A 26,174-nucleotide genomic window follows, 5' to 3' on the forward strand; every position below is an offset into this window, starting at 1 on the left:
ACGCTCACGCCCGAGGAGCGCGCCCGGCTGGCGGACGCCCTCCCGATCCTCGCCTTGATGGCGGAGCGACTCTAGTGTCAGCATGTGTTGACAAGAGGGCCTCGACGGCCGCCGGGGTGGCCGGGCACTCGCGTACGTCTTCGCGCTGGGCGAACGAGAGCAGCTGCTCGGCGTCGTCGACGGCGACGGCGCCCTGGGCCCGGTCGCCGATGCGGCCGATCAGGTGCCAGTAGCGGGCGTAGAACTCGAGCCAGGGCAGCTCCAGGGCCTGCGCCTGCTGGGCGATGGCCGGGGCCATCACGTCGAGCTGGGGATACCGCCCCTCGTAGGCCTGTGCGGGGAGGTCTCCCAGCGCCATGGCGAGGCCCACGTTGCCCGCCTCAGAAAGCTGCTGCTGGGTTTCGCCGACCCAGGCCCAGATGTCCACGTCCATGGGGAGTCAGTCTGCCAGGTCAATGACCGTGCCCAAAACGCAGAAGCTCGATCAGCTCGTCCGATTCGTGGCGATCGAGTACGGAAAACACGGATGCCATCAGGTCGTCGGTGGCGTCTTCGGCGGCGGCCCTGCGCGCGATCACCTCGGGCTCCGGCACGGGGTACGGTTCGGGCCAGGTGAAGAACTTGGCGATCAGCTCGCCCGTGGCGCGGCCGAACGGGGTGCCGTCGTGGTCGGTCGCGAGCGTCGCCTCCAGCGGGCCGAGGCCCGCCGCGAGCACCGCGTCGGCGTGCAGGCCGCCGCGCAGTTCCCGGACGACGTGCATGAGCTGGATGGCCCTCCCGGGCGCGTCGCCGGGCAGCGGGACGGCACGCCACCCGGCGAACAGCGGCGCTCCGGCCGACGGCGCGGCCGTCACGACCCCTCTCGGTTCGGGAAGTGGACCCAGCATCACTCAGGAGAACATCATTCTGCAAGCCTCAGGACGCCCTCGGCCACGATGACGGCGGGGCCGGAAAGGTAGCTGGTCTCGGAGTCCAGCGTGACGGTGAGGGCGCCGCCGGGCACCTCGATGGTCCAGACGCCGGTGGTCTCGCCCAGCAGGTTCGCCGCCGCGACCGCCGTGGCGACCGTGCCGGTGCCGCAGGAGCGGGTCTCGCCCACGCCGCGCTCGAAGACGCGCATGACCGCGCGGCGCGGCCCGACCGCGTTGAACAGCTCGATGTTGACGCCGGTGGGGTAGACGCCGGGGTCGAAGCCGGGCTGGTGGGTGAGGTCGAGCTGCACGACGGGGTCGCCGATCGGACAGGCCAGGTGGGGGTTGCCCAAGTCGACGTTGAGCCCGACGTACTCCCGGCCGCCCACGCTCGCGACGCTCTCTCCGTGGACGACGGGCCTGCCCATGTCCACGGTGACGTCGCCGCCGGGCTCCATGCGGATCCGCCTGATGCCGCCCCTGGTGGCGATCGCGAACTCCGACGCGGTGACCAGGCCCGCCTCGACGAGGTAGCGGGCGAAGACCCGCGCCCCGTTGCCGCACATCTCGGCCATGCTGCCGTCGGCGTTGCGGTAGTCCATGAACCACTCGGCCTGCCCGGCCTGCTCCGCCACCTCCGGGCTGAGCTTGGCGCGCACCACGCGCAGGACTCCGTCGGCGCCGACCCCCGACCTCCTGTCGCAGATCCCGGTCACGAGCGTGGTGGTGACGTCGAGCTCCCCTTCGAGGTCGGGGAGGATGACGAAATCGTTCTCTGTGCCGTGACCCTTGAGGAAGCGCATTCTTCGATTCTAGGCCGATTCCCGGCCGACGATCTGTGCCAGGGATCGTTCGAGCAGGTCAGGGGCGTCGTACGGGAGCCAGTGCACCCTGGGGTCGCGGCGGAACCACGACTCCTGCCGCCGGGCGAAGCGCCGGGTCGCCCTGATGGTCTCCTCGTACGCCTGCTCCTCGGTCCACTCACCGTCCAGGTACCTGATCACCTGGGCGTAGCCGAGGGCGCGACCGGCCGTGCGTCCTTCTGCCAGGCCCTGCGCGAGCAGCCGCCGCACCTCGCCGACCAGGCCCGCCTCCCACATCCGGGCGACCCTGCGCGCGATGCGCTCGTCGAGTTCGGGCCTGGGCACCTCCAGCCCGATCTGCACGCTCGGGTAGACCGCGTCGTAGGACGGCATCGTGGCCGAGAACGGCCGGCCCGAGTGCTCGATCACCTCCAGGGCACGGACGATGCGGCGGCCGTTGCTCGGCAGGATCGCCGCCGCCGCGTCCGGGTCGAGCTCGCGGAGCCTGGCGTACAGCGGCGCCGGCCCCTGCTCGGCCAGTTCGTCCTCCAGCCTGGCCCTGATCGCGGGGTCGGTGCCGGGGAACTCCAGGTCGTCGATGGCCGCGCGGACGTAGAGCCCGCTGCCGCCGACGAGGACGGGCACCTCCAGCGACTCGATGAGCTGCCTGGCCAGCTTCTGGTACTCGGCCACGCTGGCGGTGACCGTGACGTCCCAGATGTCGAGCAGGTGGTGCGGCACCCCACGCTGCTCGGCCGGGCAAAGTTTCGCGGTACCGATGTCCATTCCTCGGTAAAGCTGCATGGAGTCGGCGTTTACGCACTCACCCCCCAACCGGAGCGCGATATCCACGGCGAGATCGGACTTTCCTGCCGCGGTGGGGCCCACGACGGCGATGACGGGCTGCTGACGCACACCGATAAGTGTGTCAACTGTCTGGGTATGAACGCGCATACGGACCAGACCCACGGCTTTCGGGGGGGAGCACGATGTCGATTCTGGACAAGGTCAAGGAGATGTTCGGCGGCAAGGCCGGCGAGGCCGCCCGCGAAGGCATCGACCGGGCGGCGCAGGCCGCCAAGAGCGCGACAGGCGGCAAGTACGACGAGCAGATCGACAAGGGCGCGGACATGGCGAGAGAGAAGCTGGACGACCTCGACCGCAAGGAGGAGGACCGTTAGAGGTCGAGCAGCGTTGGCTGCAGGTACCCCTCGTGGGTCAGCAGCCAGCGTTTGGTCTCGACGCCCTCGCCGCCGCTGAACCCGCCCAGCCCGTTGCCCGCGACGACGCGGTGGCAGGGCACCACGATCGGGATCGGGTTCGACCCCATGATCGACCCGATGCCCCGCGCGGGCACGCCGGAGCCGCTGCGCTCGGCCAGCTCGCCGTAGGTGACGGCGCTGCCGTACGGGACCGCGTGCAGCGCCTGCAGGACGCTCCGGCGCACGCCCGAGGTCAGCCGCCAGTCGACCGGGGTCTCGAAGGCGCGCAGCTCTCCGGCGAAATAATCATTCAACTCGGCCACGGCGAAAGCCGTACGATCCGGGTCATGAACCTCAGCCAGGCCGAGGCGTTCACCCAGGCGCGCCCGGGACCCCCAGCCCGACGCGGCCAGGCCGTCCTCGGTGACGGCCAGGACGAACGGGCCGACAGGCGTCGGCAGCTCGGCGAACGCGACCGTGACCATCATGTCCTCACGTGAGCTCGTGGTGCTCGGCACCTCCAGTGCGGTGCCTACCCGACACCGTAATCACAACGGGTACCTTCTGCGCTGGGATGGCCAAGGCTACCTTTTCGACCCGGGCGAGGGCACTCAGCGGCAGATGGTGCACGCCGGGGTGAGCGCCAACGACGTGCACTGGCTCTGCCTCACGCACTTCCACGGCGACCACTGCCTGGGCGTGCCCGGCGTCGTGCAGCGCATCGCCCGCGACAAGGTCCGGCACCCGGTGCGGGCGCTCTACCCCGCCTCCGGCGAGGCCTACTGGCGCAGGCTCCGCCACGCCGCCGCCTTCGCCGACACCCAGGTCATCACCGAGCACCCCGTCTCCGGCGAACGGGACGAGGTGGGCCCGCTGCTGGCGCGTCGCCTGTCGCACCCCGTGGAGTCCTACGGCTACCGCCTGCAGGAACCGTCCGGACGCCGCATGCTGCCCGACAGGCTGGCGGCGCACGGCATCCGCGGCCCGGAGGTCGGCCTGCTGCAACGCGGCGAGCCCGTCCGCGGGATCACCCTTGACCAGGTCAGCGTCCCCAAGCCGGGCCAGAGCGTCGCCTTCGTCATGGACACCCGCCTCTGCGAGGCCGTCTTCGACCTGGCCTCCGGCGTGGACCTCCTGGTGATCGAGTCGACCTTCCTGTCGGCCGAGGCGTCCCTGGCCAAGGAGTACGGGCACCTGACCGCGTACGAGGCGGGCCAGGTGGCCGCTGAGGCGGGCGTGCGGCGGCTGGTCCTCACCCACTTCTCCGAGAGGTACGGCCTGCCCGCGGAGCAGTCCTTCCTGGACGACGCCCGCCGCGCCTACGACGGCGAGATCGTGCTCGCCCGCGACCTGATGACCGTCCCTGTCCCCCGCCGCCGACAGCTGCCGTGACCCACGCCTCGGCCAGGACGTAGCGCGGCGCCGACACCGCCCGTATGGGCGAGCCGACCCCGGCCTACTCCGCAATCACATCCTGCTCACCGACTGAGCCGGCCCGCCCACGACACTCGCGTGGGTGACCGCCGCTCCAAGGGGCGAAAAGATTGTGGACAGAGATGCGGCACGACGGCATCAGCGGGGGCTCTGTGGGCACGGTGACCGGGGTAGGCAGCGCAACCGGCGGCGACTCGCCGGCGGTGAGAACCTCGGGGGGGCGCATGAAGGTCGGTCTCGGCCTGCCCATCAGCGAACCTGTGGCCTTGCTGGAGTGGGCTCGGGGCGCGGACGAGGGCCCGTTCAGCACGCTCGGCTTGCTGGATCGTCTCGTCTATCACAATCCCGAGCCCCTGGTGGCCCTGGCCGTGCTCGCCGGGGAGACCTCCAGAATCCGTCTCCAGAGCGAGGTGCTGCTCGCCCCGCTTCGTGAACCGGCGCTGCTGGCCAAGCAGTGCGCGACTCTGGACCGCATGTCGGGAGGCCGCTTCACGCTCGGCATCGGCTTGGGGGCACGCCGGGACGACTACGAGGCCGTGGGTGTGGACGTTCACCGGCGTGGGGCGCGACTGGAGGAGATGATGGCGGTGATGCGCCGCGTCTGGTCGGGTGAGCCGTACAGCGAGGAGATCGGCCCGATCGGGCCCGAGCCCGCCCGCCGGGGCGGCCCCGAAGTGCTGTTCGGCGCCTTCAGCCCGCCCGGGATCCGCCGCGCCGCCCGCCTGGGCGACGGCTTCTTGTGCGCGGCCCACCTCGCCGACGCCGCGAGTCTGTTCCGGGCCACCGAGGCAGAGTGGCAGGCTCAGGGACGCACGGGCCGCCCCCGGCTGGTCGCCCAGGTCAACGCCGCTCTGGGCCCGGATCACCTGATCAAGGAGGCCCGTGACCGGCTGTACGACTACTACAGCGGCCCCCACTACATGAACCTGCCGGCCGGCTTCGCCGAGGGCGCGGTGGCGAGCATGCTCACCACGTCCGGCCAGATCCGCGACATGGCCACCCGGATGAGGGACATCGGCGCCGACGAGGTCATGTTCTACTGCTGGGCCTCGGACGTGACCCAGGTGGATCGCTTCGCCGGGGCGCTCAGCGGTGCTTGAAAGCCGCTGACGGCCGCGTTCTCATGAAGATGGCCCAGGGCTCGGATGGAGGCTTCAGAGCAGTTCCCGGCGCAGGAGCTCGGCCACGGCGGCCACGTCCTCACGGCCGTGGCCCGCCTCGACAGCCCGCCGTATCGTCTCCCGTACCATGTCGCTCAGGCGGGACGGCCGGTCGCGCTCGTCGGCCAGCAGGCCGAGGTCCTTGAGCGCGAGGCTGAGCGGGAACCCGGCCGGGTAGGCGCGGGCGCGGATCTCGGCGGCCTTCTGCAGCGCGTACGGCATGCCCAGCGGCCCGTCCTCCAGCACCCGCAGGACGTGGGCAGGGTCCAGCTCCAGTTGCTCACAGGCCAGCATCGTGTCGGCCATCGCCACGACCGAGGCCGTCATCCAGTTATTGACGATCATCTTGACCCGGGACGCCTCCCCGGCCGCCCCGACGTGTGCGATGTGGGAGCCGAGCACGTCCAGGACGGGTCTGGCCCGCTCCAGCACCTCGGACGCTCCAGAGACGATCAGGACCAGCTTGCCCTGCTCGGCCGGTTGGCTGCTGCCCGAGACCGGCGCGTCGAGCATCCGCCGGTCGGCGTCCGCCGCCAGCCGGAAGAGCCGGTCGGTCCAGGCGCCGCCCACCGTGCTCATCTGCAGCCAGACGGCCTCGGCGGGCATCGCGGGCAGGAAGCGGGCCGCCAGCGAGGCGACCACGTCTCCGGTGGGCAGCATGGTGATGACCGCGTCCGCACCGCGCACGGCCTCCTCGACGCTCGCCGCCGGGTGCACCCCGTCCGGGCGCAGTGCCCGCGCCTTGTCCGCCGTGCGGTTCCAGGCGTGTACGTCCAGGCCCTGTCCGGCCATGTGCCGGGCCATGGCCGAGCCCATCAGCCCGGTGCCGAGCACGGCGACGGACGTCATCACATGCCTTCCGGCGCGGGCCCGGCCACCGGCGCGGCGCCGCGCATGATGGCGTCGATCTCCGCCAGGTCGTCCGGCCCCAGGGTCAGCTCCGCGGCTTCCAGGCTCTCGTCGAGGTGCTTGGTGCTGCGCGCGCCGACGATGGCGACCTGAACGGTCGGGTTGGACAGCACCCAGGCCACCGCGAGCCGCCCGATCGTGGTGCCGAAGCGTTCGGCGAAGCGGCGCAGCTGGGCCACCACCGCGAGGTTGCGGCGGAAGCCGTCGCCGGTGAAGTCGGGGCTGTGCGAGCGCCAGTCGTCGGCCGGAAACGTGGTGTGCTCGTCGAACCCGCCGCCGAGCAGTCCGTGCGCCAGCGGCCCGTACGCCAGCACGCCCAGATCGTGGGCCGCCGCGTACGGCAGCACCTCGGCCTCGACGTCGCGGCGGAACAGGTGGTACGGCGGCTGCACGGTCTCCACGCCTGGGAAGGCGCGCAACTGGTCGGCGTCGAAGTTGGACACCCCGACGTGCCCGATAAGCCCCTCGTCCACCATCTCGCGCAGCGCGGCGGCGCTCTCCTCGAACGGGGTGCGCGGGTCGGGCCAGTGCACCTGGTACAGGTCGATGCGGCCGGTGCCGAGCGCCTCCAGGCTGGCCTCCACCCCTCGGCGCAACCAGGCCGGGCTGGAGTCGCGGACGAGCCGGTCGCCGTCCATGCGCAGGCCGCCCTTCGTGGCGATCATCACCCGGTCCAGGTCGCCCTCCAGCGCCCGGCCCAGGATGCGCTCCGACACGCCGAACCCGTAGCCCTGGGCGGTGTCGAAGAACGTGACACCTCGTTCGCGGGCGTGCTGGATGGCGGCGACGGCGGCGCGCTCGTCGACCTCGCCCCAGTCGCCGCCGAACTGCCAGGTGCCGTAGCAGATCGGGCTGACCTGGAGCTCCGTGCGGCCCAACCGGACTGTGTTCATGGCCTTCCCCTTCCCGGGAGCCGCTCATGGGCCGGTCAGGGGAAGGGCAAGGAGCTCTTGGCGCAGCGGGAGACGTACGTCAGCTCAGCAAGGCGCGGGCGTAGTAGTCGTTCTCGTTGGTCACGCCGGGCAAGGCGAAGAAGTAGCCGCCCCCGGTGGGAGTGACGAACGGGACGAGCATCTCGTGTTCCAGGCGCCGTTGCATCTCGATGTAGGTGGTGAGCCGGCGCTGGAAGCAGCAGAAGGCGTGCCCGGCGTCCATCTGGCCGTTGACGTCGGGGGTGCGCAGGTATTGGTAGCGGTGACCTTGTGCCTGCCGATGATCTTCTCCTGCTCGGCGACCGGTACCCGATCCCATCGCTCGAGGTGGAACCGGACGATGCGCACCACCTGGTAGGTGCCGTTGGTGGCCCAGGCCGGTTCTGGGGAGGGTGGGTGTACCCAGACGAACTGCTCTTCAGCGAACCATCGACGTACCACCCCACCCGGCAGCCCTGCAGAGATCAGACCGTCGATGCGGCCCCAGCGGTCGATCTCCGGCGCCGTGTCACGAACGCGGCGTCGAAGCCGTCAGCGCCACTCCGCCACGAAGTAGCCGACCCCGAACGGAGCGACGTCTTCCAGCAACCGGCCCCGGAGGCGCGACGTCCCCGCCGCGCCCGCGAGCACCTGGAGCGCGGCACGGCCGGAGAGCCAGAGGCGGTCGGCCTCGGCGGGGTCCAGCGCGGCGAGCGCCCCCGGGTCGGCCTCCGCCAGCGCGGACGCGATCAGCTCCTGGTGCGGCCGCGCGGCCGGTTCGTGCCGGCCGGGCGAGCCGGTCGTGAGGCAGGCGGAGCCGTCGGCCATGACGAGCAGCGCGAGCCGGCCCCGCTCCGCGAGGCTCCGCCCGAGGGCCAGGCAGTCGGCGGGCGCGGCGTCGAAGGCGACGGACTGGAGGCCGTCGGGAGCGTGGCCGAGCAGCAGGCGTCCGATGGTGAGGGACAGGGGCAGCACCGGGTCGCCGTCGCCCGCCCCGAGGTCGAGGCCCCACGGCTTGAGCGTGCCCGCCGCCGTCCCGTCGTAGGCGGTGGTGGTGTCGGCGCCGCCCACGACGACCAGGACGTCAGGTTCAGCGGCGCGAAGCGCGGAGATGACGTCCTGGCAGGCCGCACGGAGGGGGGCCAGCTCGGGGGCGCGCACGAGCAACGGGGGATGCGGGCAGACGGCCGCGGCGACAAGCACACGCGCAGGTTAGTGCAGGTGTGCGCGGCGAGCCGGAGCAGGGTGCGCTACCGAACGGCGTACGGGTCGCGGCCTTCGGCCACCGCCTGGAACAGGCTCCTGGAGTAGACGTCGGAGGCCCGGTGCAGCCCGTGGCCGTAGCTGACCCTGGCCACGCCCAGCTCGGCGAGCCGGCCCGGCAACGGCGCCCCGGGGCGGAACAGGATGTTCACCGGCCCGCCCACCTCCTCCACCAGCGCCCCGATCTCGCCCTCGTCGCTGAGCCAGATCGGGTACACGCAGTCGGCCCCGGCGTCGAGGTACAGCCGGGCACGCTCGACCGCGGCCTTGCGGGTCCCGTCGCCGTGGAGATACGTGTCGACCCTGGCGTTGATCACCAGCCCAGGGCCGGCGGCGGCCCGCACCTCGGCCAGGAAGGCGGCCTGCTTCTCCGGCTCGACGAGCTCGTCCGTGCGCGGGTCGGAGTCCTCGAGGTTGCAGCCGACGGCGCCGGTGGCCGCCAGCCGTTCGGCCAGCTCGGCCGGGGCGAGGCCGTACCCGCGCTCGACATCGGCGGTGACGGGCACGTCCACGGCCCTGGCGATGCGGGCCACGGCGGCCATCATCTCGGCTACGGGCGTCGCCTCCCCGTCGTCGTACCCGAGCACCCTGGCCACGGCCGCGCTCCCGGTGGCGACCACCGGGAACCCGGCCTCCAGCACAGCCCGCGCGGAGGCGGCATCCCAGACGTTGGGCAGCACCAGCGGCGCGCCGGGCACGTGCAACGCGCGCAGCACGGCCGCTCTGTCAGTCGTCATGGCAACGACCCTAGGGGCAAGGTGGCACCCGCCACAGGTCCATTACCGCGCGGAACCGCCAAGCCACTTCGGGCCATCCAGGCGAACCACCTGGGCCTCGGAGCCGGGATGTGCCGCCAGGACGAACCGCTCAAAGGCCGAGGCGAACCACCTGGGACGCGCGGCCGACGCGTGCCACCCGCCCAGCGGGGATGTCACCTGCGGCGGTCGCGCGGACCAGGCCGGTCGGCGTGCCGGGAGCCCGCTTTCAGCAGCCGCTCTTCGCGCACTGGCCGTCGAGCAGGCCCGCCATCCCGTCGGCGGGGTTGTCGGCGGCTGGGTCCTGCGGGGGCTTGGAGGGCGAGGACGTGGACTTCTTGCCGGCCCCGGTCTGCGCCGTGTCGCGCGCGCCGGTCCTGACAGAGCCGGTGTCGGAGCCGCTGTCGGCCCTGGTGTCGCCGCCTTCGGTGACGGCGTCGGACGGGGTGCCCGCGTCGGGCGCGTCGGTGACGGCGTCGCCCATGGACGCCTCCTCGTCGTCGCCCAGCGCGTCGCCCTGCGTGGCCCGGGCGCCGCTCTCGGCAGGGCCGGGCTGCCCGGCGGGCTGCGAGACCTGAGCCCCGCCGCCTCCGGCGAGGACGAACCCGACGCCACCCGCGGCGAGCGCGGCCACGAGCGCCGCCGACGCGATGGCGATGATCTTCTTGTTGTTCCTGCGAGCCGCGGAGTCACCGCGGTGACTCTGGCTGTCGCCAGGCCCGGTGAGGATCTCCTGACGATCCGGCTCGGTCGAATCCTGCATGGTGGTACGGCTCCCTGCGGTCGTATCGGGAAAGCTCGCCGGCTTCCGCGGGTGATGGACCACACTAGCCGCAACAGTGGAATGCTCGCGCACCAATCACAAAGGAATCACGACTTGTCCCCCCATAGATCCATTCGACCAGCTCGCCGGGGTCGCCTGACAGCAGTGGCGGGCGTGAGCGGAGTGCTGGCCATCGCCGGGCTCGGCCTTTTCCTGGCGTTCACGACACCCCAAATGCGCGAGGCGAAAAGATCAACCGAATTCGATCAGGAAAGCCCGTTTACCAGCGGATCACCGAATGCCTGGATCTCCCTCGCACCGCCCACTGTGACATCTCTCTCAACCGGACAAGCGGGCCAGGCGCCCTCTCCGGACGCGCAGACGGACTCACCGGGCGACCACCGGGACACGGCCGGCTCCCCAAAGACCCCGAAGGCGGTCAGCGCTCCAGAGGAGGCGGACGCCCCGGAGGCCGTCAGTTCCCCGCGGCTGGTGGACGCCCCCGAGACCGTCAACACCCCGAGCGCCCGCCGGATCGAGCACCACCCAACGCCCACGAGCAGCAGGGCGTCCGAGAACCCGACCCCCGCGCCCGAGCCCGTCGCCCCCGTGCAGCCCCCGCACCCCAAGGCGACCGCGGACACGCCCCCGGCCCGCCTCAGCCCCGACCCGTGCGCGACCATGCGCGACTTCCGCCGCGACTACTGCTACCGCTTCCTCGACGACCTCACCCGCTGACCGGGCGCGCCGTCACCAGGACGCGCGGCGGTCAGCCCGTCGAGCAGCCGCCCGCGGCCGGCGCGGTCGCCGGGCGGCCGATGGTGGGCATCCCCAGCAGGACGCCCGCCCCCTTGGCCGGAGCCCCCTGACGGGCCTCCCAGGCGTCGCCCGCGCGGGTGCGCCTGACCTCCGACACCGGCCCGTCGGCCACGAGGTGGTGCGGAGCCGCGTACGTGACCTCCACCGTCACCATGTCACCGGGGCGCGGCGTGTGCTCGCCGGCCGCGAAGTGCACCAGGCGGTTGTCGGGCGCGCGGCCCGACAGGCGGTTCGTGGCGTCGTCCTTGCGGCCCTCGCCCTCCGCGACCAGGACCTCGAGGGTCCGCCCCACCTGCTTCTTGTTCTCCTCCCACGAGATCTCCTCCTGCAGGGCGACCAGGCGCTCGTAGCGCTCCTGGACGACCTCCTTCGGGACCTGGTCGGGCATCGTCGCCGCGGGCGTGCCGGGGCGGATGGAGTACTGGAAGGTGAAGGCGTTGGCGAAGCGGCTCTGCCGGACGACGTCGAGGGTCTGCTGGAAGTCCTCTTCGGTCTCGCCGGGGAAGCCGACGATGATGTCGGTGGAGATCGCCGCGTCGGGCATGGCGGCCCGGACGCGCTCGATGATGCCGAGGTAGCGGTCGGCCCGGTACGAGCGCCGCATGGCCCGCAGCACGCGGGAGGACCCCGACTGCAGGGGCATGTGCAGCTGGTGCATGACGTTCGGGGTCTCGGCCATGGCGGCGATCACGTCGTCGGTGAACGCGGCCGGGTGCGGCGAGGTGAAGCGGACCCGCTCCAGCCCCTCGACGGTGCCGCAGGCGCGCAGCAGCTTGCCGAACGCGAGCCGGTCGCCGAACTCGACGCCGTAGGTGTTGACGTTCTGGCCGAGCAGCGTGACTTCCAGGACGCCCTGGCCGACCAGGGTCTCGACCTCGGCGAGGATGTCGCCGGGCCGCCGGTCCTTCTCCTTGCCGCGCAGCGACGGCACGATGCAGAAGGTGCACGTGTTGTTGCAGCCGACCGAGATCGCCACCCAGGCCGCGTAGGCGGACTCGCGCTTGGTCGGCAGCGTCGACGGGAAGACCTCCAGCGACTCCTTCAGCTCGACCTGCGCCTCGCCCTGGATGCGCGCCCGTTCGAGCAGCACCGGCAGCGAGCCGATGTTGTGCGTGCCGAACACGACGTCCACCCACGGTGCCTTGCGGAGGATCTCGCCCTGGTCCTTCTGCGCCAGGCAGCCGCCGACGGCGATCTGCATGCGCGGGTTGCCGGACTTGGCGGGACGCAGGTGGCCGAGATTGCCGTAGAGGCGGTTGTCGGCGTTCTCGCGCACGGCGCATGTGTTGAACACGACCACGTCGGCGGTCTCGCCGTCGGGCGCGGGTACATAACCGGCGTCCTCCAGCAGCCCTGACAGGCGCTCGGAGTCGTGCACGTTCATCTGGCACCCGTATGTGCGCACTTCGTACGTGCGGGCGCTCTCCTGGGTCACAGTCATCGCACGTTCAAGGGTAGTCGTTGTCCGGATCCCGACTCGCCACCCTTCTAAAAGTCCAGCTCGGTGGCAGGATGTGATCGGATCGGTACCACCCGGTTAGTGACCAGCGTCCTATCGCCCCCTAGGTTGCTATCCATGACGGAGAACGGGGACGCCACTCCACTAGTAGTGTTGGAGCACGTCAACAAGCACTTCGGGGCGCATCACGTCCTGAGGGATATCAACCTGACCGTCTCCCGTGGCGAGGTCCTGGTCGTGATCGGCCCGTCCGGCGGCGGTAAGTCCACACTCTGCCGGACGATGAACCGGCTGGAGACCATCGACGACGGCCAGATCATTTTCGATGGCCAGCCTTTGCCGGAAGAAGGCAGGGCGTTGGCCCGGCTCCGCTCCGAAGTCGGCATGGTGTTCCAGTCGTTCAACCTGTTCGCGCACAAGACGATTCGTGAGAACGTCACCCTGGGCCCCGTCAAGGTTCGCAAGACGGCGCGCGACGCCGCCGACAAGCGGGCCATGGAACTGCTGGAGCGGGTGGGCATCGCGGCGCATGCCGACAAGTACCCGGCGCAGCTCTCAGGAGGGCAGCAGCAGCGGGTGGCCATCGCCCGAGCTCTCGCCATGGATCCGAAGATGATCCTGTTCGACGAGCCGACGTCCGCACTGGACCCCGAGATGGTGCAGGAAGTCCTGGACGTGATGATCGGTCTTGCTCGCGACGGGATGACGATGGTGGTCGTGACCCACGAGATGGGCTTCGCGCGCAGGGCCGCCAACCGTGTGGTGTTCATGGCTGACGGCCAGGTCGTCGAGGAGAACACCCCTGACGAGTTCTTCACCAATGCCCAGACCGACCGGGCGAAGGACTTCCTCTCGAAGATCCTCACGCACTGAAGCCGACACCCCGTTAGAAAGATTGAGGTAACGACTATGCAGATGCGTCGTACAGGAGCCGCGTTCGCCGTCGCGGCCCTCGCGGTGGGCCTGGCCGCCTGTGGCGGCGGAGGCAGCTACGCCAACGTCATGGAGAAGATCAAGGGTGCCAAGGAGATCACCGTCGGCACCAAGTGGGACCAGCCGAGCCTGGGCCTGAAGAAGGGCGGCGGCGACCCCGAGGGCTTCGACGTCGACATCGCCAAGTACATCGTGAAGGAACTGGCCGGCGGCCAGGACGTGAAGATCACATGGAAGGAGTCGCCCTCGTCCAACCGCGAGGCGCTGCTCCAGAACGGCACCGTCGACCTGGTCGTGGCCACCTACTCGATCACTGACGCGCGCAAGCCCAAGGTGACCTTCGGCGGGCCGTACGTGGTCGTCCACCAGGACACCATGGTCCGCGCCGACGCCGCGAACATCAGCAAGGCGACCGACCTGAAGGACAAGCGCATCTGCCAGGCGCAGGGGTCCAACTCCTACAAGCGGATCACCGACCCGCCGCCGGACGGCAAGCTGAACCTGCCCGCCAAGCTCGTGGGCGCGAGCAACTACTCCGAGTGCGTGCAGAAGCTCAGCGGCGGCAACCTCGACGCGGTCACCACCGACAACCTGATCCTGGCCGGCTTCTCCTCCCAGGACCCGGGCAAGTACAAGCTGCTGAACGACCCGTTCACCGATGAGAAGTACGGCATCGGCCTGAAGAAGGGCGACAAGACCACCTGCGAGGCGGTCAACAAGGCCATCACCAAGATGTGGCAGGACGGCACCGCCACACAGCTGCTCCAGAAGTGGTTCGGCAAGACGGGTCTGGAACTCCCCACCTCCGCCCCGCCGGCCGAGGGCTGCGCCTGATCCTCACGCGTGCGGCGGCCGGTGATCCGGCCGCCGTCGCTCTTATCAGTGGAGCACCGTGGACGAACTCATCAAATACGGGCCCGAACTGGCTGTCGGGTTCCTGAACAATCTCAAGCTCTCCCTTGTCATCGCGGTCTTCTCGCTGATCGTCGGCACGATCCTGGCCGCCATGCGGGTCTCCCCCACCCCCGTCCTGCGGGCGGCGGGCACGGCCTACGTCAACGTGGTGCGCAACACCCCTCTGACGCTCGTCCTGGCCTTCTGTTACCTCGGGCTCAGCGACACCCTCGGGCTGATCTTCTCCCAGGAGGAGCCGCTCACCAACTCGTTCTGGCTGGCCGTGCTGGGCATGTCCGCCTACACGGCGGCGTTCGTGTGCGAGTCGCTGCGGGCCGGCATCAACACGGTGCCGATGGGCCAGGCCGAGGCGGCGCGGGCGATCGGGCTGACCTTCTTCCAGTCGCTGCGGCTGATCATCCTCCCCCAGGCGACCAGGTCCGTCATCGCCCCCCTGGGCAGCGTGTTCATCGCGATGATCAAGAACACCACGGTGGTGGCCGCGGCGGGCTACACCGTGGACGTCGCCAACGTCATGAAGACCACGTTCGACACCACGGGCGTGTCGATCCCCATCTTCCTCGGGATCGTGGCCGCGTTCGTGGCGCTGATCCTGCCCATCGGCTACTTCTCCGGGTGGCTGGCGAAGCGAATGGCGGTGGCCCGGTGACCGTGCAAGCATCCGTCCTCTTCGACACCCCTGGGCGTCGCGGACGCCTCCGCAACCACCTGATCACCGCTGTGGCCGCGCTGGTGCTGCTGGCGGTCCTCGCCTGGGTCGTGCTCAAGCTGAAGGACAAGGGCCAGCTCAACCCCGACCTCTGGGCGCCGTTCTTCACCGCCGACACCTGGGTGAACTTCATCATCCCCGGCCTCCAGGGCACGCTCACGGCGGCCGTCCTCGGCGCGGTCTTCGCGCTGCTGTTCGGCTCGGTCTTCGGCATCGCGCGGCTGTCGGACCACCGCTGGGTCAGGATTCCCGCCGGAGCGGTCGTGGAGCTGTTCCGGGCCATCCCGCTGCTCCTGCTGATCTTCTTCATCTGGTACCTGTCCCCCAACCTGTTCGGCGGCGGCGACTACGCGCTGTTCGCGATCGTCCTGGGCCTCACGCTCTACAACGGGTCCGTGCTGGCCGAGGTGGTCAGGGCCGGCATCAACGCGATCCCCCGCGGGCAGTCGGAGGCGGCGTACGCGATCGGGCTGCGCAAGAGCGGCGTCATGCGGCTGGTCCTGCTGCCGCAGGGCATCACGACGATGATGCCGGCGGTCGTGAGCCAGCTCGTGGTGCTGCTCAAGGACACCGCGCTCGGGTACTTCATCGTCTACGTCGACCTCCTCAACATGGGCTTCAAGAACCTGCCCTCCGTGTATCCGGGGACGAAGCTCGTGTCGGCGATCGTCATCGGCGTCATCTACATCGCCATGGCGATGGCGCTCAGCTCGTTCGCCACCTGGCTGGAGAAGCGCAGCCGTCGCAGCCGCAAGTCGTCGGCCAAGCCGCTGGAGCCGGTGCCGTTCGTCGGCGTCGACGGCGGCGGGGCACCGTAGCCCTGACAGACGTCAGTGTGAAAGGGGCGGTCGCCGGAGTCTGGTGACCGCCCCTCGCGTTCGGCGATCTTCCGGCAGGATTCGGCTATGCCCTTCTGGCCGTCCCCCATCTCCACCGCCGACGTCGCCCGTTCCGGGCTCCGCCTCGGCTGGCCGAGCGTGCTCGGCGAGCAGGTGTGGTGGACCGAGGACCGTCCCGACGAGGGCGGGCGCACCACGATCATGCACCGCGCCGCCGACGGCGCCCGCCGTGAGCTGCTGCCCGCGCCGTGGAGCGCGCGCACCCGCGTGCACGAGTACGGCGGACGCCCCTACGTGGTCACGCCCGCCGGCCAGGTGGTCTTCGCCCACTTCAGCGATCAGCGGCTCTACCTGCACGGCGACGAGCCCGTCCCGATCACCCCGGACGACGGCGACCGCCGGTACGCCGACCTGCTGGTCCACGGCGACGAGGTGTGGTGCGTGCGCGAGCGTCACGTCGAGGGCGGTGTCGAGGGTGAAGTCGAGGGCGGCGTCGAGGGTGATGTCGGGGTCAAGGTCACGCGGTCGATCGTCGCGGTGCCGCTCGGCGCGGGCGAGGAACGCGAGCTGGTCACGGGCCACGACTTCTACGCCTCTCCCACGGTGTCGCCCGACGGGCGGCATCTCGCCTACGTCTGCTGGAACCACCCCCAGATGCCGTGGAACGGCACCGAGCTGCGCGTCACCCGCCTGGCCGACGGCCTCTCGTGGACCGTCAAGGGCGGCCCCGCCGAGTCGGTGCTGGCCCCGCAGTGGAAGGACGACTCGCGCCTCTACCTGGTCTCTGACCAGTCCGGCTGGTGGAACCTGTACGAGATCGACGTTCACGGCGGCTCATCCCGGGCGCTGCACCCGGCGGAGGAGGAGTTCGCCGCGCCGCTATGGACCCTGGGCGGCCGGCCGTACGCGGTGCTGGGCGACGGGCGGCTCGCGGTGCTGCACGGGCGCGGCGACCTGCGCCTGGGTGTGCTGGATCCGGAATCGGGGCAGCTCACCGAGCTCGGCGTGCCCTGTTCCGGCTGGGATCCGTCGCTGGCCGCCGACGGCGCGAGGCTGGTCGGGGTGGCGTACGGCGCGGCGGAGCCGAGAGCGGTCGTCCAGGTCGAGACAGCGACGGGAGCGGCCGAAGAGCTCCGACGCGACGACGGTGGGCTGCCCGACCTCGCCTACCTGCCCGTTCCCCGGCCGGTGGAGCTACCCGACCGGTCTGGGCGGATCGTCCATGCCTACCTCTACCCGCCGTCGAACCCGGCGGCCGACTCGGAGACCCCGCCGTACGTGGTGTTCGTGCACGGCGGCCCGACCGCGCACGCCGTCGCCGCGCTCGACCTGGAGAAGGCGTTCCTGACCTCGCGCGGCATCGGTGTCCTGGACGTCAACTACGGCGGCTCCACCGGCTACGGCCGGTCCTACCGCGACCGGTTGCGGGGCCAGTGGGGGCTGGTCGACGTCGAGGACACGATCGCGGCGGCCGAATGGCTGGCGGCCGAGGGCCTCGCCGACGCGTCCCGGATCGCGGTGCGCGGCCGTAGCGCGGGCGGCTGGACCGTGATGGCGGCCTGCTGCCGGTCCGGCGTGTTCGCGGGCGGCGTGTCCTACTACGGCGTCAGCGCGCTGGCGCCGCTGCGGGCGCACACTCACGACTTCGAGTCCCGTTACGTGGAGTGGCTGGTCGGCCCCGAGGACCCACTGGTGTACGCGGCCCGCGAGCCGCTCGCCCTGGTCGACGGGGTCTCCTGCCCGATGCTGCTCCTGCAGGGGCTGGACGACCCGGCGGTGCCGCCCGAGCAGTCGACGGCGTTCGCCGACGCGCTGTCGGAGCGCGGCGTGCTGTGCACGTACCTGACGTTCGACGGGGAGTCGCACGGCTTCCGCCGCACCGAGACGCGCGCCACCGCGCTCGCCGCCGAGCTGGCCTTCTACCAGCAGGTCTTCGGGTAGCCCCCGTCGGGCCGTCACAGGGCGCCTATCACCCCCGACAGCGTGTCAATTGTGGATATCATGATCGGAATATGGACGATTCGCTTGGCAGTGCGTACCGCCTGGTAGAGATCGTGGGCGAAGGCGGGATGGGCACCGTGTGGCGGGCCCTCGACCGCCGGACCGGCGAGCAGGTGGCGGCGAAGCTCCTGAACCCCCGGCTGGGCGCCGAACCTGACGTCGTGGCCAGGTTCGTCAGGGAACGCACTGTTCTGGTGCGGCTGCGGCATCCGGCCATCGTGTCCATCCGCGACTTCGTCCTGGAGGGCGACCGGATCGCGATCGTGATGGACCTCGTCGCCGGCGGTGACCTCGGCCAGTTGGTCAGGCGATCGGGCACGCTCCCGCCCGGCAGGGCCGCCGCCATGACCGCCTCCCTCGCGGAGGCGCTCGCGCACGCGCACGAGCAGGGCGTGGTCCACTGCGACGTCAAACCGTCCAACGTGCTCGTGGACGAACAGAGCGGCGCGCTCAAGCTCACCGACTTCGGGATCTCCCGCATCCTGCACACCACCACGCTCAACACCACGGGAACCGTCGCGGGCACGCCCGTCTACATCGCACCCGAGATCCTGCGCGGCGAGCGCCCCTCCCCCGCCGCCGACGTTTACGCGCTCGGGATGCTGCTGTACGAACTGCTGGCTGGGCGGGCGCCGTTCGCGGGCGGGCACGGGCTGAGCGCGCTGAACTCCGCCCTCCACATGGCACCCCGGCGGCTCGACGGGATGCCCGCGTCGCTCTGGACGGTGATCTCCGACTGCACGGCCAAGGACCCGGCCGCGCGCCCGCCGCTGGCGCAAGTGAGCGCCGCGCTGCGGGCCGCCGCGGTGTCGGAGCAGGGCGCGCCTCGCCTGCCCCGGATCTCCCGGGACGCGCCGCTGTCGGAGACAACCGTCCCCGCCGCGGACGCCATCGCTCTCCCCATCGTGGACGCCACGTCGCCGCCCCACCCGAACGCCACCCCCGCAGCCCCCGCTCACCCCAGCGCCCACCCAGCTCACCCCAGCGCTCCCTTCGCGGACCAGGGACACCCGCCTCAGCCGCATTCAACGGACCGAGGGCACCTCCCTCAGCCGAACGCCGCCCTCGCCGCCCGAGGGCATGCGCCTCAGCCGAACGCCGCCCTCGCGGACCCCACACAGCCGCCCCACTCCAACGCCCCCTTCGGGGACCGCACGCATCCGCCTCACTCGGCCGCCGCCGCGCCGGGAGCGGCGGGCCCCTCGGCCGCGACGCCCCGCCGCAGGACGTGGGTGGCCGTGGGAGCAGGCACCCTGACGGCCGCCGTGATCGCCGGAGTGTTCATGTGGCTGCAGGACAAGGCTCCCGAGGCGACCGGGACCCGGGCCGCTCTCGGCTCGGCGGCGCAGACCTCCCCGATGTCGCAGCCCTCCCACGCGTCCACGACCGGCTCGGGGGCGCGGTCCACCACGGTGACGCCGTCCGTCCCGAAGAGCAGCGTGCAGACGCCCGGCCCCAACGCGCAGAAGACCGGGCACAAGTCGACAAGCACCACCCACGCGGTGACGAGGACCCCCGAACCAGACCCCACGCCCCCGTCCCCCACCGTGGAGCCGAAACGGCCGAAACGGACCCCAACCCCCAACCACGACCCCGTGGTCTCCACGAAGCCGGAACCCGTCGAGCGCGGCGGGTGCAGGTCCTGGTCGGCGCCCTACAAGGGGGTCTCGATGAGCCCGTGCATCAAGATCGCCTCCGACAGGGTCTACGTCCAGGCGCGGGCGCGCGGCCCGGTCGGCATGGGCGTCGAGCTGTCGATCGAGTTGTTCGACTCGCGGACGGACACGACCGTGAGCGTCCCGAGGACGTGCGGCGTGAAGGTCTTCGGCCGCGAGGGCGAGATGGTGACCTGCGAATGGTTCGAGGTCACCGCGTCCGCGGTGGTAGGGAAGCCGTACGTGGCCAGGGAGCGGTGGAAGCCGACGGGCGGAGCGTTCGGCGGCGGGCTGGAAAGCCCCGAGGTCAGCCGGTAGCTAGCGGGCGAACTCGGTGGCGCGCGACTCGCGCACCACCGTGATCCGGATCTGCCCCGGGTACGTCAGCTCCTCCTCCACCTGCTTGGCGACGTCGCGGGCGATCACCTGCGCCTGGATGTCGTCGATCGCGTCCGGCTTGACCATCACCCTGATCTCGCGCCCGGCCTGCATGGCGAAGACCTTCTCCACGCCCTCGTACGACTGCGCGATCTCCTCCAGCCGCTCCAGCCGCTTGACGTACGCCTCCAGCGACTCGCGCCGCGCTCCGGGGCGGCTGCCGCTGATCGCGTCGGCCGCCTGCGTGAGCACCGCCTCGACGGTGCGGACCTCGACCTCGTTGTGGTGCGCCTCGATGGCGTGCACCACGTCCTCCTGCTCGCCGTACCGCCGGGCGATCTCCGCGCCGATCAGCGCGTGGCTGCCCTCGACCTCGTGCGTGAGAGCCTTGCCGATGTCGTGCAGGAGTGCGCACCGCTTCATCAGCGTCTGGTTCATCTTGAGCTCAGCGGCCATGATCCCGGCGATGTGCGCGGACTCGATGAGGTGCTTCAGGACGTTCTGCCCGTAACTCGTGCGGTACCGGAGCTGGCCCAGCAGCAGGGTCAGCTCAGGATGCATGTCCGTGATGCCCAGCTCGACCAGCGCGTCCTCGCCGGCCCTGGCACACAGGTCCTGCACCTCGGCCCGGCTGCGGTCGTGCGCCTCCTCGATCCGCTGCGGGTGGATCCGTCCGTCGAGGACGAGCTTCTCCAGCGTGAGCCGCGCGGTCTCCCTGCGAACCGGGTCGAAACAGGACAGCAGCACCGCTTCAGGCGTGTCATCGATGATCAGGTTGACGCCGGTCGTGGACTCGAAGGCCCGGATGTTGCGGCCCTCGCGCCCGATGATGCGCCCCTTCATCTCGTCGCCGGGCAGGTGCAGCACGCTCACCACGGACTCCGCCGTCTGCTCCGCCGCCACCCGCTGCACCGCCAGCGTGACGATCTTCGTGGCCCGCTTCTCGCCCTCCTTGCGAGCCTCTCCCTCGATCTCCCTGACGATCAGCGCGGCCTCGCGCTTGGCCTGGTTCTCGATCTCCTTGACCAGCTCGGCCTTGGCCTGCTCGACGGTGAGCCCCGAAGCCCGCTCCAGGATGACCCGCCGCTCCTCCTCGACCTGAAGGAGCTCCTCACGCCGGTCGGCGAGCTGGACCTCGGTCTCGGCCAGCTTGCGGTCGCGCTCGGCCTGCCGCCGGGCGTCCTCGTCCAGCCGCTGCTCACGCTCGGCCAGCCTGGCCTCCCTGCGTTCGAGGTCGGTTCTCAGCTCCTTGAGCTCGGACTTGAATATCCGGCTCTCCTCCTCGACCTCGCGGCGCATCCGCGCGGCTGCCTCGGCCGCCGCCTCCGAGCGCCGCAGGATCTCCTCGGCGTCGGAGTCCGCCTTGTCACGGATCGCCCCCGCCTCCTGGCGAGCCTGCTCCAACTCATCATGGACGGCCGCCAACTGCTCAGGCGTCGGTCTGGACGCTCCTGGAGCATTGCCCGAGGTACGGCGGACGACGATGAGGAGCGCGGCGATCATCCCGAAAGCCAGCAGGAGCACCGCCACTGACAGCACCACCACAAGCGGCCCCATGTGCGCCCCGCCCTCCTCGCGTCGTCAGAACTCCATAACGCGGCCTCTGTTCGGGAGGGGTCACATGCGCGGCACGGAATGCCCGATCGGCGGCTCCATAACGACCGATATCAAGCCAGGACTGACTCGGCGGCGACTGAGATAGCCGACACCTTGCCCGCCTCGATCAACCAAGCTCGCTCGTCCGTCGTTCACCGGTATGGCAATCCGCACTGCGCGGAGTAACTCCTCACTGCCGTCGAGGTTATGCGTCGAACAAGTCACGAGCAAGCAAACGACTCGTCAAGCGTGTCTTACGGGGGTGCGGCTCCAGATTTGCCCAGATATCTGCTCCCTGCCGGAAACCCGCACCCTAGGAGAAGTCCTCTTCCACCTCGACACCCTCTTGTTCGAGAGCCTCGCGGATGACGCGGAACGACAACCCCGGCGGGTAGCCCTTTCGGGCGAGCATTCCGGCCAGCCTGCGGGTGCGGACCTTGGGGTCGAGGTTGCGAGTGGACGCGAGCTTGCGCTCCACGAGGCGTCTGGCCGTTTCGAGCTCCTGGTCGGAGTCGAGGCGGTCGACGGCCTCGTTGACGGTGTCGGAGTCGACGCCACGGTGACGGAGCTCGGCGGCGAGAGCCCGTTTGGCGAGGCCGCGGCCATGGTGGCGGGAGTCGACCCAGGCTTCGGCGAACGCCTCGTCGTTGATCAGACCGAGCTCGGAGAACCGGTCGAGCACCGCCTCGGCAGCCTCGTCAGGGACGTCGCGCTTCCGCAGCGCCTCGGCGAGCTGGGCTCGGGTCTTGGGGGCCATCGTGAGGAGCCTGAGACAGATGGCTCGGGCCACCGATTCCGGATCAGCCGGCGGCCCCGCGTCGGCGGGCGTCTCCGCGTCGGGCCCGTCGGGCAGCCAATCGCTCCCCCGACGCCCCCGGCCACCTCGCCTGGCCCGTGCACCTGCTCCACCCCTACCTGACCGCCTCCGAGCACCACCCTGAGCAGGCTCCCCGCTCCGAGCAGACTCCGCCTGCGGCTCACCCCACCCCGACCACGCTCCCACCCCGTCCTGGGCAGAGTCGGCTCGTGGTCGGCCGTGACTCGGCTGCGCTTCGGACCTGTCGTGTTCGGTTTCCACTCGCTGCCGCCCCTGACCCGGCTGCGAACGCGACCCGCCCAGCGCAGGCTCCATCTGCAACCCGCCCTGGCTCGGCTGCGCCCAGGGCTCGTCTTGGCCGGGATGCGCCCCGGGCTCGTCATGGGCAGGGCGTTCTTCTCCGGCTTCTTGGTCGAGGCCTGTTTCCTTGGCGCCTCGGGCCAGGTGGCGTTCGCTCTCTGACCGGCCGCTGCGCTGGACACGGATGTCCTCTTCGGGGAATGCGAAGGACGACCTGTTGTCGGCGGGAGGGGCCTCGCGGTCAACAGCAGGACGGGCGCGGTTGCGCCATTCGTCAAGGGTGGGCCAGGCCCGCGCCGGGGTCGACGCGGAGCCACGGGGCGGTGACGAGGCAGCGGATGAGGGCCGCCCGTCATCGGATGGGCCTGGTGGAGTGCCTGGTGACAGGTCGGACGGCGTGCCTGGTGACGTGTCAGGCTGGGGGCTCGTGTGGGATCCGTGGGAGTTGGCGCGGTGGGTGCCCTCCAGTGGCTCGTCTGGCCGTGGCGAGGGGGTGGGCGGGGTGTATCGGGTCCGCTGGGCAGCGGGGAGGTCGAGCCAGGCGCCCCAGTCGTGTGAGTGGGGCGCCTGCGGCGGATCGTCAGTCATGCGGTCGCCGATCAGACGTCACCAGGCTTCGGGGTGGCGGACTTGGAGCCACGGCCCGAGGAGGCGGCCGCCGGGGCCGGGGCGGCGGCGGGCTCGGCAGGCGCGTCGAGACGGGCGCCGACGCCCAGCTTGTCCTTGATCTTCTTCTCGATCTCGTTGGCCATGTCCGGGTGGTTCTTCAGGAAGTTGCGGGCGTTCTCCTTGCCCTGGCCCAGCTGGTCGCCCTCGTAGGTGTACCAGGCACCGGACTTGCGGACGAAGCCGTGCTCGACGCCCATGTCGATCAGGCCGCCTTCGCGGGAGACGCCCACGCCGTACAGGATGTCGAAGTCGGCGACGCGGAACGGCGGAGCCATCTTGTTCTTGACGACCTTGACTCTGGTGCGGTTGCCGACCGCCTCGGTGCCGTCCTTCAGCGTCTCGATGCGGCGGATGTCAAGGCGGACAGAAGCGTAGAACTTGAGCGCCTTACCACCCGTCGTGGTCTCGGGCGAGCCGAACATGACGCCGATCTTCTCGCGGAGCTGGTTGATGAAGATGGCGGTGGTGCCGGTGCTGTTGAGTGCGCCCGCGACCTTGCGCAGGGCCTGGGACATCAGGCGGGCCTGGAGGCCGACGTGGCTGTCGCCCATCTCGCCCTCGATCTCGGCCTTGGGCACCAGGGCCGCCACCGAGTCGATGACGATGATGTCGACGGCGCCCGACCTGATCAGCATGTCGGCGATCTCCAGCGCCTGCTCACCGGTGTCGGGCTGGGAGACCAGCAGCGCGTCGGTGTCGACACCGAGCTTCTTGGCGTACTCGGGGTCGAGGGCGTGCTCGGCGTCGATGAAGGCCGCGATGCCTCCGGCGCGCTGGGCGTTGGCCACGGCGTGCAGGGCGATCGTGGTCTTACCCGAGGACTCGGGACCGTAGATCTCGACGATCCGGCCGCGCGGCAGGCCGCCGATGCCGAGCGCGACGTCCAGGGAGATCGAGCCCGTCGGGATCACCTCGATGGGAGCTCGGGCGTCGTCGCCGAGGCGCATCACGGAGCCCTTGCCGAACTGCCGCTCGATCTGAGCGAGGGCGGTCTCAAGGGCCTTCTCGCGGTCGTTGATAGCCATGGGAACTCCCTCTGGAGAGTTGTGTGGTCGGGTCAGTCGAGTGAAAGCTACGGCCTGCCACCGACAATTTCCGCGTTGTCAGGGAAAGACGTGTGCCCATGGTAGCCGAACGACTGTTCGATCACACCCGAACACGCCAACGACCGCGCGGCACTCCGGCCGTCCTGTGACGGCGCAGCTCGGGCGCTCGCCGGTGAAACCTTGATCGATATCGGCCCAGGTCACAGGCGCGGGGCGGTCCCGGCACAGGCGAAACGGTCCCAGCCGCGCCGGGGCAGTCCGGTCACGCGGAGCGGCCCTGCTTCGGGGCGGGGTGGTCCTGCTCTCCCGAGGCGCTCCCGGTCCCGTGAAGCGGTCTCGGCCGCGCGGGGGCGTTCCCGGTCGCGTGAAGCAGTTCCAGTCGCGTGGAACGGCCCTGGTCGCGCGGAGCAGTCCTGGACACGTGAGAGGACGGGGGCAGAGAGGCAACCGGGCAGTTGGGCAGGCGAGAGGACGGACAGGAGAGAGGGACGTCCGGCGCACGGGGCCGAAGCGTCGTCACGCAAGCGAACCGTCGGCGCACGGGCCCAAGTGCCGGCTCACGGACCGAACCGTCGGCGCTCGCACCGGAGCGTGGTGCGCGTCCGCGCGCTGGAACGCCGCCCCCGCGTGGTCGTCCGGTTCCGGTGGGCGATCGCCGGATGCGCGTCGCCCCACGCGTGTTGTCACGCCTCGTGAGCTGGGGAGACTCTGGTTGAAAGGTTGGAGGCGGCGACGTGGCGAGCACGTACACCGGAGAACGACGTTCGCATCTTGAGGCTCTCGCCGCGCGTCTGCCGGGCCAGGGGCTCGCGAGCCGCATGATCGGCGCCGACGACCCGGTGCTGTGGGTCTGGCATCCGCGTACCGGACGGCAGACCCTCGTCTTCGCCGCCCCCTCGCACCGCGGCTGGCTCTTCCTGTGGTCGCCCGGCGGCCAGGGCAAGGCCGACGAGCTGGAGAGGACGGCCCGCATGCTGCGGGAGACGCTGGAGCTAGCGCAGCCGGGGTGAGACGTCCTCCACCTGGCAGACCGCCCGCCAGACGGTCTTGGCGCTCTCGCCGTCGGCCAGCGCCTGCGTCACGGTGCGGCTTCCCAGCGGTGCGATCACGTAGTCGCGCGCCCACGACTCGGCGTAGGTGTCGCCGAAATGTTCACGCATCCGTCTCCAGAACTCGGTCAGGCGCATGTGCCAAGTATGGAACCGCCGGGGGTGTGGGTAGGACGTCCACATGCCGAAGACCCCGAAGTCCGCGCCCCCGAAGAGCACGAAGACGAAGGCGAATCGCGTCAAGCGCCGCCATCTCCGCCTGGCGCAGCGTCTGACGGTCCAGAAGGAGAAGGCCGAGAGATCGGAGAGGCACGCCGACATCCGGCAGGAGCCGCGTGCGGGCAGGCCGAGGGCGCGCAGGGCCTCGCGCCGATAGCCACAACGCGGTCAGAGCACGCGCGAGCCGTACATCTCACCCAGGTGGTCGGCGAGCAGCTCCAGCCGGGCGCCGTCGGGGTCATTGAAGTAGATGGAGGCGCCGCTTTCGATCTGGTGCGGCACGCCGGCCATCTCCAGCTTCCCGCGCAGCCTCTCCCAGGTGGCGGGGTCGACGGAGATCGCGATGTGGTGCAGCCCGCCGAGTACCTCCTGGTACGGGCCGAGATCCAGGCCGGGGAAGTCGAAGAAGGCGAGCAGGTTCCCGTTGCCGATGTCGAAGAAGAAGTGGCTGGAACCCTTGTAGTCGCGGTTCTGGAAGATCTCCGTGAGGGGGAACTCCAGGAGCTCCTGGTAGAACTGGATCGTCCGCTCCACGTCGGAGGAGACCAGGGCGAAGTGGTGGAGGCCGCGAGCGCTGCTGGAGGGCCGGTGCGGTAAGAGGTAGCGGCCTTTGATGTCCTCGTGGCGGGCCTCGATGGGGACGTTGTCAACGGTCACGG

Annotated in this window: 28 protein-coding genes and 1 pseudogene; 12 read left to right on the top strand and 17 right to left on the bottom strand. The window is 70.6% G+C overall.

Annotation, left to right across the window (positions count from 1 at the left end; genetic code table 11):
* Positions 1-4: 4 nt before the first annotated feature.
* Genes ABZ297_RS30645 through miaA form a run of 4 tightly spaced genes read right to left on the bottom strand, consistent with a single transcriptional unit; the run spans position 5 to position 2,629 of the window.
* On the bottom strand, positions 5-433 hold the full coding sequence (locus tag ABZ297_RS30645; protein WP_355353104.1) for a hypothetical protein: 429 nt from the start codon (positions 431-433) through the stop codon (positions 5-7).
* A gap of 19 nt (positions 434-452) precedes the next feature.
* The gene (locus tag ABZ297_RS30650; protein ID WP_355353107.1) at positions 453-854 is read right to left on the bottom strand and encodes a hypothetical protein; all 402 of its coding nucleotides are present in this window, start codon (positions 852-854) and stop codon (positions 453-455) included.
* 47 nt (positions 855-901) lie between these two features.
* Positions 902-1,714: a diaminopimelate epimerase gene (gene dapF / locus ABZ297_RS30655; protein ID WP_355353110.1), complete on the bottom strand. Its 813-nt coding sequence runs from the start codon at positions 1,712-1,714 to the stop codon at positions 902-904.
* A gap of 9 nt (positions 1,715-1,723) precedes the next feature.
* Entirely contained in the window at positions 1,724-2,629 is a 906-nt protein-coding gene (gene miaA / locus ABZ297_RS30660; protein ID WP_355353113.1) for a tRNA (adenosine(37)-N6)-dimethylallyltransferase MiaA, read from the bottom strand.
* Between the two features lie 74 nt (positions 2,630-2,703).
* On the opposite strand from miaA, the gene ABZ297_RS30665 reads away from it, so the two are divergent.
* Positions 2,704-2,895 (top strand): antitoxin, encoded by a 192-nt coding sequence (locus ABZ297_RS30665; protein ID WP_355353116.1) that lies wholly within the window; start codon positions 2,704-2,706, stop codon positions 2,893-2,895.
* Here the strand turns inward: ABZ297_RS30665 and ABZ297_RS30670 are convergent.
* Positions 2,892-3,404, bottom strand: coding sequence for a methylated-DNA--[protein]-cysteine S-methyltransferase (locus ABZ297_RS30670; RefSeq protein ID WP_355353119.1), 513 nt, complete (start codon positions 3,402-3,404; stop codon positions 2,892-2,894). The two genes, ABZ297_RS30665 and ABZ297_RS30670, sit on opposite strands and share 4 nt — an antisense overlap.
* On the opposite strand from ABZ297_RS30670, the gene ABZ297_RS30675 reads away from it, so the two are divergent.
* Both ABZ297_RS30675 and ABZ297_RS30680 read left to right on the top strand, forming a co-directional pair.
* Positions 3,403-4,308 (top strand): ribonuclease Z, encoded by a 906-nt coding sequence (locus tag ABZ297_RS30675; protein ID WP_355353122.1) that lies wholly within the window; start codon positions 3,403-3,405, stop codon positions 4,306-4,308. The genes ABZ297_RS30670 and ABZ297_RS30675 overlap by 2 nt on opposite strands.
* 266 nt (positions 4,309-4,574) lie before the next feature.
* Positions 4,575-5,450, top strand: coding sequence for an LLM class flavin-dependent oxidoreductase (locus tag ABZ297_RS30680; RefSeq protein WP_355353125.1), 876 nt, complete (start codon positions 4,575-4,577; stop codon positions 5,448-5,450).
* Positions 5,451-5,504: 54 nt separating this feature from the next.
* Here ABZ297_RS30680 and ABZ297_RS30685 read toward each other — a convergent pair whose 3' ends face one another.
* From ABZ297_RS30685 to ABZ297_RS30710, 6 genes and pseudogenes are all read right to left on the bottom strand, one after another.
* The gene (locus ABZ297_RS30685) at positions 5,505-6,359 is read right to left on the bottom strand and encodes an NAD(P)-dependent oxidoreductase (protein ID WP_355353128.1); all 855 of its coding nucleotides are present in this window, start codon (positions 6,357-6,359) and stop codon (positions 5,505-5,507) included.
* Positions 6,359-7,312: an aldo/keto reductase gene (locus tag ABZ297_RS30690; RefSeq protein WP_355353131.1), complete on the bottom strand. Its 954-nt coding sequence runs from the start codon at positions 7,310-7,312 to the stop codon at positions 6,359-6,361. The genes ABZ297_RS30685 and ABZ297_RS30690 overlap by 1 nt, the downstream gene beginning before the upstream one ends.
* Before the next feature lie 79 nt (positions 7,313-7,391).
* A pseudogene (locus tag ABZ297_RS30695) lies at positions 7,392-7,792 on the bottom strand (hypothetical protein).
* A gap of 90 nt (positions 7,793-7,882) precedes the next feature.
* Positions 7,883-8,533, bottom strand: a complete 651-nt coding sequence (locus tag ABZ297_RS30700) for a hypothetical protein (protein ID WP_355353134.1) — start codon at positions 8,531-8,533, stop codon at positions 7,883-7,885.
* 47 nt (positions 8,534-8,580) lie between these two features.
* Entirely contained in the window at positions 8,581-9,330 is a 750-nt protein-coding gene (locus ABZ297_RS30705; RefSeq protein ID WP_355353137.1) for an isocitrate lyase/phosphoenolpyruvate mutase family protein, read from the bottom strand.
* 247 nt (positions 9,331-9,577) lie between these two features.
* Positions 9,578-10,111 (bottom strand): hypothetical protein, encoded by a 534-nt coding sequence (locus ABZ297_RS30710; RefSeq protein ID WP_355353139.1) that lies wholly within the window; start codon positions 10,109-10,111, stop codon positions 9,578-9,580.
* A 327-nt stretch (positions 10,112-10,438) separates the two neighbouring features.
* Between ABZ297_RS30710 and ABZ297_RS30715 the strand changes: the two genes are divergently transcribed.
* Complete coding sequence (locus ABZ297_RS30715; protein WP_355353142.1) at positions 10,439-10,849, top strand: hypothetical protein; 411 nt, start codon at positions 10,439-10,441, stop codon at positions 10,847-10,849.
* A 31-nt stretch (positions 10,850-10,880) separates the two neighbouring features.
* On the opposite strand, the gene miaB is transcribed toward ABZ297_RS30715, so the two are convergent.
* Positions 10,881-12,371: a tRNA (N6-isopentenyl adenosine(37)-C2)-methylthiotransferase MiaB gene (gene miaB, locus ABZ297_RS30720; protein WP_355353145.1), complete on the bottom strand. Its 1,491-nt coding sequence runs from the start codon at positions 12,369-12,371 to the stop codon at positions 10,881-10,883.
* A gap of 168 nt (positions 12,372-12,539) precedes the next feature.
* On the opposite strand from miaB, the gene ABZ297_RS30725 reads away from it, so the two are divergent.
* From ABZ297_RS30725 to ABZ297_RS30750, 6 genes are all read left to right on the top strand, one after another.
* Entirely contained in the window at positions 12,540-13,262 is a 723-nt protein-coding gene (locus ABZ297_RS30725; RefSeq protein ID WP_355353199.1) for an amino acid ABC transporter ATP-binding protein, read from the top strand.
* Positions 13,263-13,298: 36 nt separating this feature from the next.
* Positions 13,299-14,156 carry a glutamate ABC transporter substrate-binding protein gene (locus ABZ297_RS30730; RefSeq protein ID WP_355353148.1) on the top strand — a complete coding sequence of 286 codons (858 nt, stop codon included), beginning with the start codon at positions 13,299-13,301 and terminating at the stop codon, positions 14,154-14,156.
* Between the two features lie 58 nt (positions 14,157-14,214).
* A complete protein-coding gene (locus ABZ297_RS30735) occupies positions 14,215-14,886 on the top strand; it encodes an amino acid ABC transporter permease (protein ID WP_355353151.1) in 672 nt (223 codons plus the stop codon).
* Positions 14,883-15,764 carry an amino acid ABC transporter permease gene (locus tag ABZ297_RS30740; protein ID WP_355353154.1) on the top strand — a complete coding sequence of 294 codons (882 nt, stop codon included), beginning with the start codon at positions 14,883-14,885 and terminating at the stop codon, positions 15,762-15,764. The genes ABZ297_RS30735 and ABZ297_RS30740 overlap by 4 nt, the downstream gene beginning before the upstream one ends.
* A gap of 87 nt (positions 15,765-15,851) precedes the next feature.
* On the top strand, positions 15,852-17,726 hold the full coding sequence (locus tag ABZ297_RS30745) for a prolyl oligopeptidase family serine peptidase (protein WP_355353157.1): 1,875 nt from the start codon (positions 15,852-15,854) through the stop codon (positions 17,724-17,726).
* A 71-nt stretch (positions 17,727-17,797) separates the two neighbouring features.
* Positions 17,798-19,759, top strand: a complete 1,962-nt coding sequence (locus ABZ297_RS30750) for a protein kinase (protein ID WP_355353160.1) — start codon at positions 17,798-17,800, stop codon at positions 19,757-19,759.
* Here the strand turns inward: ABZ297_RS30750 and rny are convergent, their stop codons facing one another.
* Positions 19,760-21,376, bottom strand: coding sequence for a ribonuclease Y (gene rny, locus ABZ297_RS30755; protein ID WP_355353163.1), 1,617 nt, complete (start codon positions 21,374-21,376; stop codon positions 19,760-19,762).
* A 352-nt stretch (positions 21,377-21,728) separates the two neighbouring features.
* Positions 21,729-22,547: a recombination regulator RecX gene (gene recX / locus ABZ297_RS30760; RefSeq protein ID WP_355353166.1), complete on the bottom strand. Its 819-nt coding sequence runs from the start codon at positions 22,545-22,547 to the stop codon at positions 21,729-21,731.
* On the opposite strand from recX, the gene ABZ297_RS30765 reads away from it, so the two are divergent.
* A complete protein-coding gene (locus ABZ297_RS30765; protein WP_355353205.1) occupies positions 22,479-22,694 on the top strand; it encodes a hypothetical protein in 216 nt (71 codons plus the stop codon). The genes recX and ABZ297_RS30765 overlap by 69 nt on opposite strands.
* Before the next feature lie 437 nt (positions 22,695-23,131).
* Here the strand turns inward: ABZ297_RS30765 and recA are convergent, their stop codons facing one another.
* Positions 23,132-24,226 (bottom strand): recombinase RecA, encoded by a 1,095-nt coding sequence (recA, locus tag ABZ297_RS30770; RefSeq protein WP_350805482.1) that lies wholly within the window; start codon positions 24,224-24,226, stop codon positions 23,132-23,134.
* 755 nt (positions 24,227-24,981) lie between these two features.
* On the opposite strand from recA, the gene ABZ297_RS30775 reads away from it, so the two are divergent.
* Positions 24,982-25,257 carry a hypothetical protein gene (locus tag ABZ297_RS30775; protein WP_355353170.1) on the top strand — a complete coding sequence of 92 codons (276 nt, stop codon included), beginning with the start codon at positions 24,982-24,984 and terminating at the stop codon, positions 25,255-25,257.
* On the opposite strand, the gene ABZ297_RS30780 is transcribed toward ABZ297_RS30775, so the two are convergent.
* A complete protein-coding gene (locus tag ABZ297_RS30780; RefSeq protein ID WP_355353202.1) occupies positions 25,240-25,434 on the bottom strand; it encodes a DUF3046 domain-containing protein in 195 nt (64 codons plus the stop codon). The two genes, ABZ297_RS30775 and ABZ297_RS30780, sit on opposite strands and share 18 nt — an antisense overlap.
* 249 nt (positions 25,435-25,683) lie before the next feature.
* Positions 25,684-26,172 carry a VOC family protein gene (locus tag ABZ297_RS30785; protein WP_355353173.1) on the bottom strand — a complete coding sequence of 163 codons (489 nt, stop codon included), beginning with the start codon at positions 26,170-26,172 and terminating at the stop codon, positions 25,684-25,686.
* Positions 26,173-26,174 lie beyond the last annotated feature (2 nt).

The organism is Nonomuraea sp. NPDC005983 (assembly GCF_040614375.1).
Taxonomy (GTDB): domain Bacteria; phylum Actinomycetota; class Actinomycetes; order Streptosporangiales; family Streptosporangiaceae; genus Nonomuraea.